The organism is Streptosporangium sp. CA-115845 (genome assembly GCF_050943795.1).
Classification (GTDB): domain Bacteria; phylum Actinomycetota; class Actinomycetes; order Streptosporangiales; family Streptosporangiaceae; genus Streptosporangium.
The window spans coordinates 7,452,258-7,468,309 of the sequence record NZ_CP191988.1; the positions used below are offsets into that span (position 1 = coordinate 7,452,258).

Annotated in this window: 13 protein-coding genes and 1 riboswitch; of the genes, 6 read left to right on the top strand and 7 right to left on the bottom strand. The window is 70.9% G+C overall.

The annotated features are described in order from the left end of the window. Positions 1–14: 14 nt before the first annotated feature. The 3 genes from ACQP0P_RS35410 to ACQP0P_RS35420 all read left to right on the top strand — a co-directional run bounded on the left by ACQP0P_RS35410 (position 15) and on the right by ACQP0P_RS35420 (position 3,078). Positions 15–815 carry a DeoR/GlpR family DNA-binding transcription regulator gene (locus ACQP0P_RS35410; protein ID WP_433363588.1) on the top strand — a complete coding sequence of 267 codons (801 nt, stop codon included), beginning with the start codon at positions 15–17 and terminating at the stop codon, positions 813–815. Next, complete coding sequence (gene galT, locus ACQP0P_RS35415; RefSeq protein WP_433363591.1) at positions 812–1,891, top strand: galactose-1-phosphate uridylyltransferase; 1,080 nt, start codon at positions 812–814, stop codon at positions 1,889–1,891. The genes ACQP0P_RS35410 and galT overlap by 4 nt, the downstream gene beginning before the upstream one ends. Before the next feature lie 72 nt (positions 1,892–1,963). After that, positions 1,964–2,100, top strand: a riboswitch (cyclic di-AMP (ydaO/yuaA leader). A gap of 54 nt (positions 2,101–2,154) precedes the next feature. Beyond that, a complete protein-coding gene (locus tag ACQP0P_RS35420; protein WP_433363594.1) occupies positions 2,155–3,078 on the top strand; it encodes a coiled-coil domain-containing protein in 924 nt (307 codons plus the stop codon). A 95-nt stretch (positions 3,079–3,173) separates the two neighbouring features. Here the strand turns inward: ACQP0P_RS35420 and ACQP0P_RS35425 are convergent, their stop codons facing one another. From ACQP0P_RS35425 to ACQP0P_RS35435, 3 genes are read right to left on the bottom strand one after another with little or no spacing between them, the layout of a single operon-like run. Next, complete coding sequence (locus ACQP0P_RS35425) at positions 3,174–4,031, bottom strand: substrate-binding domain-containing protein (protein WP_433363597.1); 858 nt, start codon at positions 4,029–4,031, stop codon at positions 3,174–3,176. Between the two features lie 7 nt (positions 4,032–4,038). Then, positions 4,039–4,209 carry a LacI family DNA-binding transcriptional regulator gene (locus tag ACQP0P_RS35430; protein WP_433363600.1) on the bottom strand — a complete coding sequence of 57 codons (171 nt, stop codon included), beginning with the start codon at positions 4,207–4,209 and terminating at the stop codon, positions 4,039–4,041. Next, entirely contained in the window at positions 4,193–6,649 is a 2,457-nt protein-coding gene (locus ACQP0P_RS35435) for a glycoside hydrolase family 3 N-terminal domain-containing protein (protein WP_433363603.1), read from the bottom strand. Before ACQP0P_RS35435 ends, ACQP0P_RS35430 begins: the two co-directional genes overlap by 17 nt. Positions 6,650–7,005: 356 nt before the next feature. On the opposite strand from ACQP0P_RS35435, the gene ACQP0P_RS35440 reads away from it, so the two are divergent. From ACQP0P_RS35440 to ACQP0P_RS35450, 3 genes are all read left to right on the top strand, one after another. After that, a complete protein-coding gene (locus ACQP0P_RS35440) occupies positions 7,006–8,352 on the top strand; it encodes an extracellular solute-binding protein (protein ID WP_433363606.1) in 1,347 nt (448 codons plus the stop codon). Positions 8,353–8,429: 77 nt separating this feature from the next. Next, positions 8,430–9,275 carry a carbohydrate ABC transporter permease gene (locus tag ACQP0P_RS35445; RefSeq protein ID WP_433382281.1) on the top strand — a complete coding sequence of 282 codons (846 nt, stop codon included), beginning with the start codon at positions 8,430–8,432 and terminating at the stop codon, positions 9,273–9,275. A gap of 2 nt (positions 9,276–9,277) precedes the next feature. Further along, on the top strand, positions 9,278–10,177 hold the full coding sequence (locus tag ACQP0P_RS35450) for a carbohydrate ABC transporter permease (protein ID WP_433363609.1): 900 nt from the start codon (positions 9,278–9,280) through the stop codon (positions 10,175–10,177). 264 nt (positions 10,178–10,441) lie between these two features. Here the strand turns inward: ACQP0P_RS35450 and ACQP0P_RS35455 are convergent, their stop codons facing one another. From ACQP0P_RS35455 to ACQP0P_RS35470, 4 genes are all read right to left on the bottom strand, one after another. Continuing rightward, a complete protein-coding gene (locus ACQP0P_RS35455) occupies positions 10,442–10,999 on the bottom strand; it encodes an OmpA family protein (RefSeq protein WP_433363612.1) in 558 nt (185 codons plus the stop codon). After that, entirely contained in the window at positions 10,983–11,624 is a 642-nt protein-coding gene (locus tag ACQP0P_RS35460; protein WP_433363614.1) for a hypothetical protein, read from the bottom strand. The genes ACQP0P_RS35455 and ACQP0P_RS35460 overlap by 17 nt, the downstream gene beginning before the upstream one ends. 77 nt (positions 11,625–11,701) lie before the next feature. After that, positions 11,702–14,512, bottom strand: a complete 2,811-nt coding sequence (locus tag ACQP0P_RS35465; RefSeq protein WP_433363617.1) for a BTAD domain-containing putative transcriptional regulator — start codon at positions 14,510–14,512, stop codon at positions 11,702–11,704. A 3-nt stretch (positions 14,513–14,515) separates the two neighbouring features. Then, positions 14,516–16,039: a serine/threonine-protein kinase gene (locus ACQP0P_RS35470; RefSeq protein WP_433363620.1), complete on the bottom strand. Its 1,524-nt coding sequence runs from the start codon at positions 16,037–16,039 to the stop codon at positions 14,516–14,518. Positions 16,040–16,052 lie beyond the last annotated feature (13 nt).

Consider the following 16,052-nt stretch of genomic DNA (forward strand, 5'->3'; position numbering starts at 1 on the left):
AAGGGAGTGAGTCAATGCTCGCCCAGCAGCGGCAGCAGGCGATCCTGGAGAGGGTGCGGAGCAGGGGCGGGGTCAGGGTCGCCGATCTCGTCCGGGAGCTCGGCGTGTCCGACATGACGATCCGGCGCGACCTTGAGGTGCTCTCCGAGCGCGGGCTGGTGGAGAAGGTCCACGGTGGCGCCACCGTCACCGGGTCCGGTTCGACCGAGGAACCGGGCTTCGCCGCCAAGTCGGCGCGCCAGCAGGCGGAGAAGGAGACGATCGCCCAGCAGGCCGCCCTGCTCGTCCGGCCCGCCACCGCCATCGCACTCTCCGCGGGAACCACGACCTGGACGCTCGCCCACCACGTGACCGACGTGCCCGAGCTGACCGTGATCACCAACTCGATTCGGATCGCCGACGTCTTCCACCGCTCCCCCAGGGCCGACCGCACGGTCGTGCTCACCGGCGGGGTCCGCACCCCCTCCGACGCGCTGGTCGGCCCGATCGCGGTCACGGCGATCCGGGGACTCCACGTCGACACCCTCTTCCTCGGCGTGCACGGGATGAGCGCCCGAGCCGGGTTCACCACACCCAACCTGCTGGAGGCCGAGACCAACCGCGAGCTGGTCGCCTCCGCACACCGCCTGGTGGTGCTCGCCGACCACACCAAGTGGGGCACGGTCGGCATCAGCACGATCGCCGAGCTGGCCCAGGCCCACATCGTGGTCACCGACTCCGGCCTGACCGAGGAGGCCCGCGAGGAGCTCGCCGCCTCGGTGGGAGAGCTGATCATCACAGAGCCACAGCAGGAGAGCGAGAGCGTCGGCCGATGAAGCGTACGATCACCCACCTGGCCGACGGCCGGGAGCTGTTCTACTTCGACCGCCACGACGACGCCGACCGCGGAGCGGTCGACGGACGCGACCTGCCGCCCCGCCCCACCGCCTCCGAGTTGCGTTACGACCCGCTGACCGAGGAGTGGATCGCGGTGGCCGGACACCGCCAGGGCCGCACCTTCCTGCCTCCGGCCAGCGAGTGCCCGCTCTGCCCTTCCACCTCCGGCAACCTCACCGAGATCCCCTCCGCGGCCTACGACGTGGCGGTCTTCGAGAACAGGTTCCCCTCGTTCTCCACCTATCTGGGCGACTATCAGCAGGTCGGCGGGTTGAGCGAGGTCCGCCCTGGGATCGGCCGCTGCGAGGTGGTCTGCTTCACCTCCGAGCACGACTCCTCATTCGCGCTGCTCCCCCCCGAGCAGGTGGAGCTGGTCATGGAGGCCTGGATCGACCGTACGGCGGAGTTGTCGGCGATGCCGGGTGTGGAGCAGGTGTTCTGTTTCGAGAACCGGGGAGCCGAGATCGGCATCACCCTGGCCCACCCGCACGGCCAGATCTACGCGTACCCCTACGTGACCCCGCGCACCAAGCTGACCCTCGGGGCGGCCGGGCGCCACCGGGAGCGGACCGGCGGCAACCTGTTCGCCGACGTGCTCGCCGCGGAGCGGGAGGCCGGGGTCCGGGTGGTGGCCTCGAACGAGCACTGGACGGCGTTCGTCCCGGCCGCGGCGCGCTGGCCGGTGGAGGTCCACCTCTACCCCCACCGGCAGGTCCCCGACCTGGTCGGGCTGGAGCCCGCGGAGCGCGCGGCGTTCGGACCGCTCTACACCGACGTGCTCCGCCGCCTCGACGGGCTGTTCGGCGTGCCGATGCCCTACATCGCGGCCTGGCACCAGGCGCCGGTCAACACCGGTCGCGACCTGTCGTACGCGCACATGGAGCTGTTCAGCATCCGCCGCGCGCCGAACAAGCTGAAATATCTCGCCGGCTCCGAGTCGGCCATGGGTGCCTTCGTGAACGACGTGCTGCCCGAGGAGACAGCACACCTTCTGCGCTCTGTTGTCACGAACTAATCACCAATTGGTCTCGTCTTGAAGTCGCGTGACTCTGTGTTTACCACTACTATCCTTCCCACATCGGCTGCAACAGCCGATATGCCTAATCCCAGGCGCATCGCCCGGGAGCCGGGGAACCACCGCACCTGGGGTGAAACCACTTCGGTGGAAGGGCGTTCTCCAGCCCGAACCCGTCAGCTAACCCGGTAGGCGGAAGGAGAGGAGAGTTCGTGGCGGCCCCGTCCCCCACGTTCCGTCGGCATGCGACTCTGGCCCTTTGTTTGAGCCTGATCGCCACGTTCACCCTCGGTGCCCCCACCGCGGGAAGCGCGGAGCCCAAGCCGACCGAGGCCAAGCTCCGCGCCGAGCTGGCCAAGCTCGGCAAGAAGGTCGACGGGCTGATCGAGGCATACGCGGCCAAGCGCGAGTCCCTCAAGAAGGCACAGAAGGCCGAGGCCGTCGCCAAGCAGAACCTGGCCAGGGCCTCCGACCTCTACGCCAGGGCGGAAAAGCAGGTCGACTCCATAGTCCAGCTCCGCTACCAGAGCAGCATCGGAGGCCTGCCCGCGCTGCTGTTCGCCGACGACATGGGGGGAGCCGCGGTGATGGAGCAGCTCACCGCCCAGCAGAGCGCGCACCTGCAGGGCTTCGCCGAGAGCTTCGAACGTAGGAAGAGGGCGACCGAGACGGCCGCCAGGCTCACCGACGACATCATCGAGGAGGCCAAGGATCTGCAGGCCCAGCGCGATGAGGCCGAAGATGTGATCAAGGAGATCAAGAACAGACTCGACCGGCTCGCCCCCGTCGGCTCCGGGCGCCGCGCCGACGGCAGCTGGGCCCCGCAACTCCCCACCGGCGCCGACAACATCACCGACCGGACCCGGATCATGCGTGAGGCCGTCAGGAGACGCTTCGACCTCCCGTACGCCGTCGGCTGCTACCGGTCCGCGAACGACGGCGGCGAGCACCCCCTCGGCCGCGCCTGCGACTTCATGATGAGTACCGGCGGCACGATGCCCTCAGCCGCCAACCTCGCGCTCGGCGACGAGATCGCCGCCTGGGCCATCAAGAACAAGGCCAAGCTCGGAGTGAAGTACGTGATCTGGCGCCAGCGCATCAACCACGGCTCCGGCTGGAGAACCATGTCCAACCGCGGCGGCATCACCGCCAACCACTACGACCACCCGCACATCTCGATGTACTGATCCACCGGGCTGACAACAGGTCTGGGCGGCCCCGTGTTGACAACGCGCCACTGTGTTGGACGGCGTCGGTACCCCGGTGGGCGGCCGTAAGCGGGTCAGTTGCGGCCGGTGGAGCCCTCGGGTGGGACGGGGGCGGTGGAACCGCGTACCACCAGTTCGGTGGCGAGTTCGACGTGGTGGGAGTCGACTCGTTCGCCTGCCGCCAGGCGCAGGGCCGTGCGTACCGCGACGCCGCCTATCTCGCGCAGCGGCTGGCGTACGGTGGTCAGCGGGGGCGAGGCCATGCAGGCGACCTGGGTGTCGTCGAAGCCGACGATGCTGAGATCCTCGGGCACGCGCAACCCTCGCGCCCTGGCCGCCTCCAGCACGCCGAGCGCGATGTCGTCGCAGCCGGTGAAGATGGCAGTGGGGACCTCAGGCAGGTCGAACAGGGCCGCGCCGCCCGTCACACCCTCCTGGTAGCGGAAGTGCCCCGCCCGTACGTAACCCGGCGGAATCGAAGCGCCCGCGGCCTCCATGGCGGCGCGGTAGCCGTGCAGCCGGGCCTGGTTGCAGGCGGCGGTGGCCGGGCCGCCGAGGTAGGCGATGCGCCGATGCCCGAGCGTGAGCAGGTGCTGCGTCGCGGCCAGGCCCCCGGCGAAGTTCGTCGAACCGACGCTGGTGACCCCCCTGGTCTGCGGCAGGTTCAGCGGGTCGATCACGACCAGTGGCAACCGCACCCGGGACAGGGCGGCGAGCTGCCCGGCGGTCAACTCGCTGGTGATGGCGATCAGGGCCCGTCGTCCGGCCGTGACCAGGCCGCGCGCCCAGGCTCCGGCGCGGTCGGCGTTCGTCCGGATGCTCACCACGATCGCCGCGTCGACCTCGGCCCCGGCCTGCACGGCGCCCTGGACGATCTCGGTCGAGTACGCGTTGAGATCGGCGTCCAGCTCCACTTCGATCGTGGCCGGCACGGCCGCGTCACCCCGGCGGCGCGACGTAGTCGTACTGCTCCAGCAACGACTCCACGAGGGAGCGGGTCACCGGGGAGACGTCACCTCGGCCGTTGAGCACCTTCGACACGGTCGCGACCGACACGCCCGCCGAGGCCGCGACCGTGGCCAGCGTGGCCCGTTTAGGACTGGCCGGCATCTGTTCCTCCCTGCTGTGTGGCGGAAGAGCTCGGTATCGGTTCCACATCCACGCGGGTGACCAGTCGGCGGCCCGGGCCGACGTGACGCAGCGGGCCGGTCAATCGTATGTGACCCCGGCAGGGCAGGTCGGACGCCGACGTGCCCACGAGCACCTCAAGATCCCCCGGTTCGACGACGCGCCGCAGGTCGCGCCCGGTGAACGCGGTCCGGTCGGCGGGCACGGTGAAGGTCGCCAGGGCGCTCGCGCCGGGCTCCAGCCGGACCCGGGCGAACCCGGTGAGCTGCCGCACCGGCCGGGTGACCTGGGCGACCACATCGCGCAGGAAGAGCTGGACGACCTCCTCACCCGCCCGGCCCCCGGTGTTGCGTACCCGCACCGACACGGTGAACTCGCCGTCGGTGGGCACCTCGGCGTCGCTGATCCTCAAGGAGTCGAGCTCGAAGGTGGTGTACGAGGCGCCGTACCCGAACGGGAACAGCGGGGTCGGGTCGAGATTGCTGATGCCGTGGCTGTTGGAGCCCAGCGGCGGCTGCAGGTAGGTGCCCGGCTGCCCGCCCGGGCCGCGTGGGATCTGCACCGGCAGCTTTCCGCTGGGCTGCACCCTGCCGGACAGGACCCCGGCGACGGCCGCCCCGCCCTCCTCGCCGGGCATGAACGCCTGGACGAGCGCGGCGGCCGTCCCGGACACGCTGCCCAGCGCGTACGGGCGGCCAGAGACGACGACCACCACGACCGGCGTGCCGGTGGCGGCCAGCTCGACCAGCAGGTCCTCCTGCACGCCGGGCAGCCGCAGGTCCTCGGCGTCACAGCCTTCGCCCGACGTACCCAGCCCGAACATTCCCGCCAGGTCGCCGACGACGGCCACGCACACGTCGGACTCACGGGCCGCCTGGAGTGCGGCGGCGAAGCCGGAGCGGTCGTCGCCCCGCACGCCGCAGCCTGGCTCGTGGATCAGCTCGGCATCGGGCAGCTCGGCCCGCAGCGCGTCGAGCAGGCTGGGCGCGGTCACGCCGAGCCCGAGCCCCGGATGACGGGGCAGCACGTGGTTGGGGAAGGCGTAGCAACCCATGAACGTGTGCGGGTCGTCGGCGCAGGGGCCGACCACGGCCACCCGGCGCGGCCCCGGACGCCCCTCGCCGAGCAACGGCAGCGCGGTGCCCGCGTCGAGCAGCACGATCGACCGCTCGGCCAGTTCCCGGGCCAGTGCCCGGTTGGCCGGCGAGTCCAGGTCCACGGCCCGCGCCCCGGCCACCGACTTCTCCGACGTCCAGTCCGGGTCCAGCAGTCCAAGCTGCACCTTCTGGGTGAGCAGGCGCCGGGCGGCCCGGTCGACCAGCGACTCCGGCAGCTCGCCCCGCCGCACCCGCCCGGCGAGGTGCCGGCCGAAGCCGAGCGTGTCGGGCAGCTCGACGTCGATGCCCGCGGTCAGCGCCTGCACCCCGGCCTCGTCGGTGTCCGCGGCGACCTGGTGCGTCGTCGCGAGGAACGGGATCGCCCAGTAGTCCGACACCACCGTCCCGGTGAACCCCCACTCGTCGCGCAGCAGGTCGGTCAGCAGCCACGAGTCGGCCGCGGCGGGGACACCGTCCACGTCGGAGTACGAGTTCATGACCGAACGCGCGCCGCCCTCGACGATGGCGGTCTCGAACGCCGGCAGGATCATGTCCATCAGCTCGCGCCGGCCCATCGGCACCGGGCCGTGGTTGCGGGCCGCCCGGGAGGCGGAGTAGCCGGCGAAGTGCTTGAGCGTGGCGATGATCCCGGCGCTCTCGAGGCCGCGCACGTAGGCCGCGCCGAGCATCGCGACGAGGTACGGATCTTCGCCCATGGTCTCCTCGACCCGGCCCCAGCGGTAGTCGCGCACCACGTCCAGCACCGGTGACAGGCCCTGGTGGACGCCCACGGCGCGCATGTCCCGCCCGATGGCGGCGGCCATCCGCTCTATCAGGTCCGGGTCGAACGTCGCACCCCAGGCGATGGCCGCCGGGTAGACGGTCGCGCCGTAAGTGGTGAAACCGGTCAGGCACTCCTCGTGGACCAGCGCCGGGATGCCGAGCCGGGAGTGCTTCACCACCTCGGACTGCAGCCGTACCACCTCCGCGGCGCCCTCCGCCGCAGTCACCGGAGCGCTGCCGAACACCCGCGTCAGGTGGCCGAGCCCGTGGCGGATCGCCTCCTCGAAGGGCACCCTCCCCGAGGCCGCGAAAACGTCCTGCATCGGGGCCACGTTCGCCGGTCCTTCGGCCTCCTCCCCGGGCTCCCCGCCCTGGTCGGCCCGCATGTCGTTGCCGAGCCATCGGCTGCCGAGCTGGCCGACCTTCTCCTCCAGGGTCATCTCCTCAAGGAGGGCGTCGACCCGGTCGGCCACTGGGAGTGCCGGGTCCTGCCACGGACGGAGGGTCCGGCCCGCCGCGGAGGCCCCATCTAGCGCCGTCATCTGCTCTCTCCTCAAGAAAAACTCATCCGGACAACTTTCCGAAACTTTTCGGTGTGTTGCGGCAGCTCTGCTCGAATCCTGGCGTACACGAGATGACCAGGAAAAGCCCCAGATGAGAGTACCTTACATACCTTATATACGAAGCTCGTGCCGATATGAGGCCACCCCTTGACAGGCAAGTAGCGGAAATCTAAATTTGCGTGCCACGCGGCCTGTTTCGGAAATGTTTCGACATGCCGGGCTCAAGAAGAGTGGGTGCCTGGCAGCGGAGGTGCTGATCCACGACCGACGACCACCGCCACCGATGTTTCACATGGAGCCGCGCCCAGCTCGGCATTCGACATACGGAGATCAGCGTGGAGTCAACGACACCATCTCGCCGCACCTTCCTCACCCTCTCCATGGGCATCCCCCTGGGAGCCGCGCTGGCGGCCTGCGGCACTTCCGGCCCCACCGCGGCGGGCGGAGGCGGGGCCGGCGGAGGCGGCGGGACCAAGGCCACCTACTGGTACCTGGCGGTCCAGCCACAGGAGGGCGTGCGCACCCGGGCCGTGGAGCGGTTCAACAAGGCCAACCCCAACGGGCAGATCACCACGACGATCCTGCAGAACGACGCGTACAAGACGAAGATCAAGACGGCGATCGGGGCGGGCCAGGCCCCCACCATCATCTGGGGTTGGGGCGGCGGGACCCTGCGCACGTACGTGCAGGCCGGCCAGGTGGAGGACCTCACCCCGTGGTTCGACCAGAACGCCGCCGTGAAGGACCGGCTGTTCCCCTCCTCCTTCGGGGCGGCCACGATCGACGGCAAGATCTACGCGATGCCGTGCGAGACCATGCAGCCCATCGTCCTGTACTACAACAAGAAGATCTTCGACCAGGTCGGCGTGCAGCCGCCGGAGTCGTGGGGCGACATCATGGCCCTGGTCCCCAAGTTCAACGCCGCCGGCATCGCCCCGTTCTCCCTTGGCGGCCAGTCCCGCTGGACGAACATGATGTGGCTGGAGTTCCTCTTCGACCGCATCGGCGGACCCGAGGTGTTCCAAGCCGTGTTCGACGGTAAGAAGGACGCCTGGTCCCACCCCGCCGCCCTCGACGCCCTGACCAAGCTGCAGGACCTCGTCAAGGCGGACGGGTTCATCAAGGGCTTCTCCTCGATCACCGCCGACTCCAACGCCGACCAGGCCCTGCTGTACACCGGCAAGGCCGCGATGATGCTGCACGGCGGCTGGACGTACGGCAGCATGTCGACCGACGGCGGTGACTTCGTCTCCGGCGGCCACCTCGGCTACATGAACTTCCCGCCGGTCGAGGGCGGCAAGGGCGACCCCAGCAACACCGTCGGCAACCCGGGCCAATACCTGTCGATCTCGTCCAACGCGACCGCCGAGCAGAAGGAGATCGCCAAGAAGTTCTTCGCCACCGCCGTGCTCAACGACGAGGACGTCAAGGAGTGGGCCGGCACGGGCGCGGTGCCGATCGTCAATGGCGCCGACAGCGCGTTCGCCACCGCCAAGGACGCGGACTTCCTGAAGTTCGTCTACGGCATCGCCAGCAACGCCAAGTCGTTCGCCCAATCCTGGGACCAGGCGCTCAGCCCCACCGCGGCCGAGGTGCTGCTGGACAACATCGCCAAGCTGTTCCAGCTGTCGATCACGCCGCAGCAGTTCGTGTCCAACATGAACGCGGTCATCGGCAGTTGAGCGCGTTCGCCACCCCCGCTCGGAGGGGGACGCCGCCGGCCGCCACGGGAGAGGCCCGAGGCGGCGTCCTCCCGTGGCTGGCCGTGCCGGCTCTGGCGGTCTTCGTCGCCTTCGGGGTAATTCCACTGGTCGGGGTCCTGTTCCTCAGCTTCACATCCTGGGACGGGCTCGGCGACATCCAGATGTCCGGGCTCACCAGCTGGTGGGCCGTGCTCAGCGACCCCGGCCTCCTGCACGCGCTGTGGGTGACGTTGCTGGTGATGGCCGCCTCCTGGGCGGTTCAGACCCCGGTCAGCATCCTGATCGGGGTGTTCCTGGCCGGGCACCAGCGCTATCGCGCGCTGCTGGCCGTGCTGTACTTCATCCCACTGCTGCTCAGCTCGGCCGCCGTCGCCATCGCCTACAAGGCGCTGCTCGATCCGAACTTCGGGCTCGGTGCCGGGCTGCACATCGAACTGCTCGCACAGGACTGGCTCGGCGAGCCCGTCCTCGCCTTCAGCGTCGTGATCTTCGTGGTGTCGTGGCAGTTCATTCCCTTCCACTCGCTGATCTACCAGGGCGGCGTACGGCAGATCCCGCGCTCCATGTACGAGGCCGCCGAACTGGACGGCGCGGGCCGTGTCCGCACGTTCTTCAGCATCACGCTGCCGCAGCTCAAGTACACGATCATCACGTCCTCCACCCTCATGGTCGTCGGGTCCCTGACCTTCTTCGACCTGATCTTCGTGCTGACCGCGGGCGGTCCTGGCGACGCCACCCGGGTGCTCGCCCTGGACATGTACAAGCGCGGGTTCCAGGCCAACCTCATGGGACCGGCCAGTGCCATCGCCGTCATCCTCGTCCTCGTGGGCCTCGCCCTGGCGTTGCTCCTGCGCCGGCTCGGCGGCGGCGACGCAGGAGCCAGCCAGATGGAAGGGGCCTGACCATGGGCTTGACCCACACGACCGGGCTCAAGCGGACCCCTGCGGCCGAAACGGAACCGCGCCGGCGCCGACCACGTCCAGGCGGCGAACGCCCCAACCGGCTGGGCGGGGCCGCGGGCTGGCTGTGGCTGGCGATCGTGATCGTGCCGATCTACTGGATCCTCATCACCAGCTTCAAGGCACAGAGCACCTACTACGCCACCAACCCGCTGGCGCCGCCTACCGAGCCGACCCTCACCAACTACAAGATGGTCATCGAGTCCGACTTCCCGCTGTACTTCCTCAACAGCCTCATCGTGACCGTCGGCGCGGTCGTCCCGGCGGTCACGGTCGCGTTCATGGCGGCGTACGCGATCGTCCGGGGCGGCGCCCACCGCTTTCTGCGCGGGGTGAACTCGCTCTTTCTCATGGGGCTGGCCATCCCGCTGCAGGCGACCATCATCCCGATCTACCTGATCATCATCCGGCTGCGCCTCTACGACTCGCTGACGGCGCTGATCCTCCCGTCCATCGCCTTCGCGATCCCGCTGTCGGTGCTGGTCCTGGCCAACTTCATCCGTGACGTGCCCAAAGAGCTGTTCGAGTCGATGCGGCTGGACGACGCGGGCGAGATGACGACGCTCTGGCGCCTGGCCTTACCGCTCACCCTGCCGGCCGTGGTGACGGTGACGATCTACAACGCGCTGACGATCTGGAACGGATTCCTGCTACCGCTGATCCTCACCCAGAGCCCCGACAAGCGCACGCTGCCGCTCGCGCTGTGGACCTTCCAGGGACAGTACAGCGTGAACGTGCCCGCCGTACTCGCCTCCGTCGTGCTGACCACGCTCCCCCTCCTGATCCTGTACGTGGTCGGCCGCCGTCAGCTGCTCAGCGGCCTGACGGCCGGTTTCAGCAGGTGACAGCTCGGCTCTCGATGTACCGGCGCTCCGAGCCGCGGGGCTCGCGGAGGTCCGGTTCTCCCTGGTACGGGTGGCTAAGCACGCCCCAGTGTGCTTAGCCACCCGTACCAGGGAGAGAGTTCCCGGACACCGGCTGGGCCGGGAAGGAAACGGGTTCGGACGCGACCCCTTCCGTTCCTGTGTACGACGTTCCGCCCCGGGCCACAGGGCGGCCGCCGTGACGGATCGGGTCTCGACGCGCCGACCCGCCGGGCAGGGCTCGGATCACCGCTTGGCGTCGAAGACGATCTCCACCCGCCGGTTCTTCGCCTGGTTCTCCTTCACCGGCCGCCCCTGGACGGCGTTGGGCACTCTGGGCCGTCTCTCGCCGAAACCCATGGCCTGGAAGGTCACGTGTGACAGCTGCCGCGCAAGGACCTGCCGCACGGCCCGCGCCCGCCGCAGGGACAGCGCGTCGTTGTAGGCGTCGGCCCCCTGGTCGTCGGTGTGCCCCTCGACCCTGACCGTCCCGCCCGCGGAGTCGGCCTGGATCCGCTCGGCGACCCGCCGCAGCCGCTGTTGCGCCTGCGGCGTCAGCGTGGCCCGGTCAAGCGCGAACAGCACGTCGCCGGCGAGCGCCACGGTGACCTGATCACCCTGCTTGGACTCGCTCTCGGCGCCGTCGAGCGACTCCACCTCGGCGATGACGTCCTCGACGGGGGCGACGATGTCCTCCACCCCGGCCACGGCCTCCTCCGGATCGGCCCACGCGACCGCGGCCGGGCCCGTCACCAGGGTGAGCGCGAGCGCGAGGACCGCGAGACGCTCAGGAGATCGGGACATCGGTGAAAACGCCCAGCACCTTGAGGTCCACATTGATCTTCGTGACGTCCGGCGGCGGGGCGGCGAACGTGGCGTGCAGCGGCAGCACCTCGCCCGGCTCGGTGAACACGTCGTAGTCGGAGCACAGGCACTTGGCCTTGGGGTACTTGCCCGTGCGCGCGACGGTGTACCGCTTGCCGTTGACCGGGTCGACCAGGCTGATCCCGGCCACGGTCAGGCCGAGACCGTCCGGGGTGTCCCCCATGTCGCTGCTCATCTGCCAGCGCTCTTCGCCCTTGTTGGTGACCGTCCAGGTCAGTGTGGAGAGCCGGCCCTGCCGCTTGAGGCCGGTGATCTGCACGGTCAGGTCGGCACCGCCGGCCTTGACCTCCCTGCCGGCGATCACCTCGCCCTGCTCGGCGGGCGCGACCTGCTGCTCGGCGGACCCAGCGGCTTCGGAAGGCTCGGCGGACCCGGAAGGCACGGCGGAGTCAGCGGAGTCAGCGGATTCGACGAGCTCGGTGGAGCCGGTGGCCTGCTTCTCCTCGCCGCCACCGCCGCCCTGCTGCCCGGGAAGCACCCCGCAACCGGCCAACACGATCGCCAGCACGGACGCGGCCACCGCCGGCGTGATTCCTCTTCTCAACGCGTCCCACCTCTAACCGTCATGGATCGAATCGAACCCGACCCTAGGCAGGACACCTTCAGGATCCGCATAGTGCGCTAAAGGCGCAGGCCGCGGCGGCGCCGTACCTCGCCGGCGAGTTCTTCTGCCCCGGCGAGGCCATACCGGTCGCCGAGAACGTCAAACTCTCCCATAGAGCTTGTTATCGCACCAACTGCACCATCTATCTCATCAAGGTCTAAAAGAGCTGCGGCCAGGGTCAGTAGCGCCTGCGCGGCCCCCCTGCGGTCCGCGTGCTCGCGGAACGTACCGAGCGCCTCCTCCGCGGCCCCGCGGGCGACGTCGGGCCGGCCCTCCGCCATGGCCACCCTGGCCAGGATCACCAGTCCCGCGGCCTCGGGCAGCCGATCACCCAGCCGCCTGAGCAGACCGAGACCGCGTTCGGCCCGCTCACGCGCCTCGATGGGGCGCCGCTGGTCCAGATGGAGCCCGGCGAGGTCGAGCGAGACGGCCGCCTCACCGCGCGGATCGCCCAGCTCGCGATAGGCCGCGAGGCTCCTGACGAGCAGGTCCTCCGCACGCCGCAGCCCGCCGAGGGCGCGCAACGCATCGGCCCTGCCGCGCTGGTCGCCCGCGGCCGAGAACGCGGTCAGGCAGGCCACAAAACACGCCTCCGCCTCCTGCGGCCGCCCCCTGGCAAGGTGGACCAGGCCGAGCCGGTGCCGGGTACGTGCCACCTCTCCCGCCTCCGCCAGCGGAAGCGCCCGCTGGAGGGCCTCGGCCGCCGCCACCAGGTGGCCCCGCACCCGGTGCAGGTCCGCCGTGGATCGCAACAGCAGCGCCTCGCCGTGGCGGTGGCCCATCCGCCTCGCGGCCCGCAGGCCGATCTCCGCGGCCGTCCGCCAGTCCTCATGGTGCGCGCCGAGCTCGAAGAAGGGCGTCAGGTAGAAGGCCAGCCGCCAGGCCGCCTCGTCCAGGCCGGTCCGCTGGAAGTCGGCGACCATCGCGACCAGGAACCCCCGCTCGGCGGCCAGCCAGCGGGCCGACTCCCTGAACTGCGTGGTCGCAAGGGCCATGACCTGCTCCGCCGTATGGGCCAGGGTCTGGCCCGAGCCCGGCTCCGCGGGCAGGAGCAGTGCCCTGGCCCGCCGGGTGCGGTCAAGGATCTCCCGCCCGGCCACGGCGAGGACCTGCCCGGGCGCGCCCTCCTCCTCGTCCAGGCGCTCGGCGGCATAAAGCCTGGTCAGATCGTGCCAGCCGTACCTCTCCTGGCCGGTCGCGTCGAGCCCGCGCTCCTGCAGCAGGCCCGCCTCGGCCAGCGCCTCCAGCAGCCGGTCGGCGGGCGCGCCGAGCACCGCCGAGGCCGCCCACGGGGCGAAGTCGGGCGCGGACAGCGCACCGAGGCGGCGCAGCAGCAGGCGTTCCCGACCCGAGAGCGCGTGGTAGCCGAGCGCCAGGCTGCTCCGTACCGCCAGATCGCCCGCGCTGAGCTCGTCGAGGCGGCCGCGCTCGTCCTCAAGGCGCCCCGCCAGGTGCTTCAGCGTCCAGTCCGGCCGCCGCGCCAGCCTGGACCCGGCGATCCTGAGCGCCAGCGGCAGCCCGCCGCACAGCGCCGCGATCCGCGCCGCCGCCTGCGGCTCGGCCCGCACGCGCTGCTCGCCCACCACCCTGGCCAGCATCGCCACGGACTCGCCGGGATCGAACACGTCAAGCTCGCAGGTGCGCGCCGCCTCCAGGCCGAGCAGCGGCGAGCGGCTGGTCACCAACGTCAGGCAGCCGGGCCCGGTGGGCAGCAGCGGGCGCACCTGTGCCTCGTCGACCGCGTCGTCCAGCACCACCAGCAGCCGCCGCCCGCTCACCATGCTGCGGTAGAGACGGGCCCGCTCGGCCGGCTCGGTGGGCACGGCCCCCTGCGGGCAACCGAGCGAGCGCAGCAGGTCCTCCAGCACCGCGCCCGGCGTCCTGGCCCTGAGCGAGGCGTAAAGCCGTCCGTCGGGGAATTCGAGCGCGGTGGCCGCGTGGATCGCCATCGCGGACTTGCCCGCTCCCGCCGGGCCGTGCAGCACCAGGTGGACGGGCGCGCTACCGGCCGTGGGCACCGCCCCGCGGATCCAGTCCAGCACGCGCTCTCGCCCGGCGAAATCGACGACGTCCGGCGGCATCTCGTTCGGCACGGCTCTCGGAGGCGCGTCCCCGGCCAGTACCCGCTCGTGCGCCTCCCGCAGCTCGGCACCGGGTTCCAGGCCGAGCTCGTCGATCAGCAGCCGCCGCGCCTCCTGGTAGGCGCTCAGCGCCTCCGGCCTGCGTCCCGCCTGGTTGAGCGCCAGCATGAGCTGCCCCCATGCCCGCTCCCGCAGCGGGTACGCGGCCACGAGCGCGCGCAGCTCCCCGGTCAGCTCCGCGCCGCGGCCGAGCGTCAGGTCCAGCGCGACGCGCTCTTCGAGCGCGGTGAGCCGCAGCTCCTCCAGCGGTACGGCATAGGCCAGCCGCAGCGGCCCCGAGTCGATGCCGGCCAGCGCGGGTCCCCTCCAGAGCGCCAGGGCGGCGCGCAGCTCGTCGGCCGCCTCGGCGATCCTGCCCGCGTCCCTGGCCCGCCTGCCGGCGCTCACCAGGCGCTCGAACCTGTGCGCGTCCACCTGGTCGGGGTCGACGTCGAGGAGATAGCCTCCGGGCACGGTCCGGATCCCGTCCACCACCTTGCGCAGCGCGCTCACGTACACTCGCAACACCGGCTCGGCCGAAGCCGGCGGCTCCTCGCCCCACACCTCGGCGATCAACCGGTCGACGGTCAGCACCCGCCCTCGCCGCAGCAGCAGCGCGGCCAGCAGCGCCCGGTGCTTGGCAGGTCCGGGCGTGAGGTCACGGTCGCCGTCAAGGACCCGCAGCGGTCCCAGCACGCCGAACCGCACCGCTCAGCCCTTCGCCGGGCGAAGCTCGAACGAGCGGAACCTGACCTGGACGGGCTCGGCCGTGTCCGGCGCCGCGTAGACGCCGGTTTCCCCCGGGCCGTAGGGGTTCCGGGTGTCGGCGGTCTCGCTCACCAGTTCGTCGTTGAGCCACATGCTCAGGGCGACCCGGTCCCCCCGCTGCTCGCACTGGGCGACGATCCGGTTGTCGGCTGACTTCTGCACCCGTACGGGCCCGTGCAGGACCGTGCTCTGCCCGCCGTGCCGTTTGGTGATCGAGGCGCTGCCCGAACCGGTGACCGCGAAGTCGTAGCGGTCACCGGTACTCGCGTCGCCGCGGCACCAGACGCCGAACTCCCCCGAGCCCCGCTCCAGCCGGATCCTGGAGCTGACCACGATGCCCTCGGCGGGCTCGCCGGAGAAGGGCGCCGACTTCCACAGCCGCCAGCCGGGGTTCGCGGTCAGCAGGTAGGACTCGCCGTCCTGCTCGGCCCTGCCACCGTCGGACGCGCCGACGGCCCAGGATTCGGCGAAGTCCGCGTGGTAGGGCAGCGCCGGTGTGCCGAGGCCGGTGTAGGCGGCCCATCCGCCTGCCAGGAGCGCCACGAGCAGCGCGGCGGCGCCCGTGATCCACGGCCACCGCCGCGTGCCCCTTCCGGGCCGTGTCTCCGGGGTGACCGGTCCCTCAGGGCCGCCCGGCGCACCGGTGACGGCCCAGGCTCGCTCGACCACCTGGCTTGCCGCCGCCGGGGTCGGCCGGCCGCCGATCAGCTCGTCCAGCAACTGCTGGGCGCTCGGCCGCCGCGCGGGATCCCTGGCCATGGCCCGCTCGACGACGGCCCGCATGCGTTCGTCGAGGCCGTCGAGATTCGGCCCCTCGTTGAGGATCCGGTAGAGGACCTCCGGCGGCGGGCCGCCGCCGAACGGCAGTCGTCCCGTGCCGGCGAACGCGATCACCCCGCCCCACGCGTAGACGTCGATCGCGGGCGTCAGCGGCTCGCCGCGCACCTGCTCGGGGGCCATGAAGGCGGGCGTACCCATGATCGTCTGGCTGGTCAGGCTCTGGTGGTCGACGAGCTGGGCGATACCGAAGTCGATCACGCGCGGGCCGAGCGGCGACAGCAGCACGTTCGACGGCTTGAGGTCGCGATGGATCACCCCCGCCCCGTGGATGGCGTGCAGCGCCGTGGCGATCCCGACCGCGAGCGCCTCCAGGTTGGCGCCGGTCAGCGGCCCCTGCTCGCGTACGGCCTGCGCCAGGTCGGGTCCCCTCACGTACTCCGTGACGAGGTAGGCGGCACCTTCCTCGATCCCGGCGTCGAGCACGGGAGCGGTACAGAACCTGGCCACGCTGCGCGCCGCCGTGACCTCGCGGTCGAAGCGCCGCCGGAAGGCCGGGTCGCCGGCCAGCTCCGGATGGATCACCTTCACCGCGGCCAGGCCACCGGCCGGGGTGGTGGCGAGGTGCACCACGCCCATACCGCCCCGGCCCAGCTCACGCCTGAGCTCGTATCCCCCGATCGCCTTCACCGGAGTCACCTTA

Coding starts and splice junctions, on each gene's coding strand:
- ACQP0P_RS35450 (WP_433363609.1), top strand. CDS start 9,278: ATGGGCTTGACCCACACGACCGGGCTCAAGCGGACCCCTGCGGCCGAA.
- ACQP0P_RS35455 (WP_433363612.1), bottom strand. CDS start 10,999: ATGTCCCGATCTCCTGAGCGTCTCGCGGTCCTCGCGCTCGCGCTCACC.
- ACQP0P_RS35410 (WP_433363588.1), top strand. CDS start 15: ATGCTCGCCCAGCAGCGGCAGCAGGCGATCCTGGAGAGGGTGCGGAGC.
- ACQP0P_RS35430 (WP_433363600.1), bottom strand. CDS start 4,209: ATGCCGGCCAGTCCTAAACGGGCCACGCTGGCCACGGTCGCGGCCTCG.
- ACQP0P_RS35435 (WP_433363603.1), bottom strand. CDS start 6,649: ATGACGGCGCTAGATGGGGCCTCCGCGGCGGGCCGGACCCTCCGTCCG.
- galT (WP_433363591.1), top strand. CDS start 812: ATGAAGCGTACGATCACCCACCTGGCCGACGGCCGGGAGCTGTTCTAC.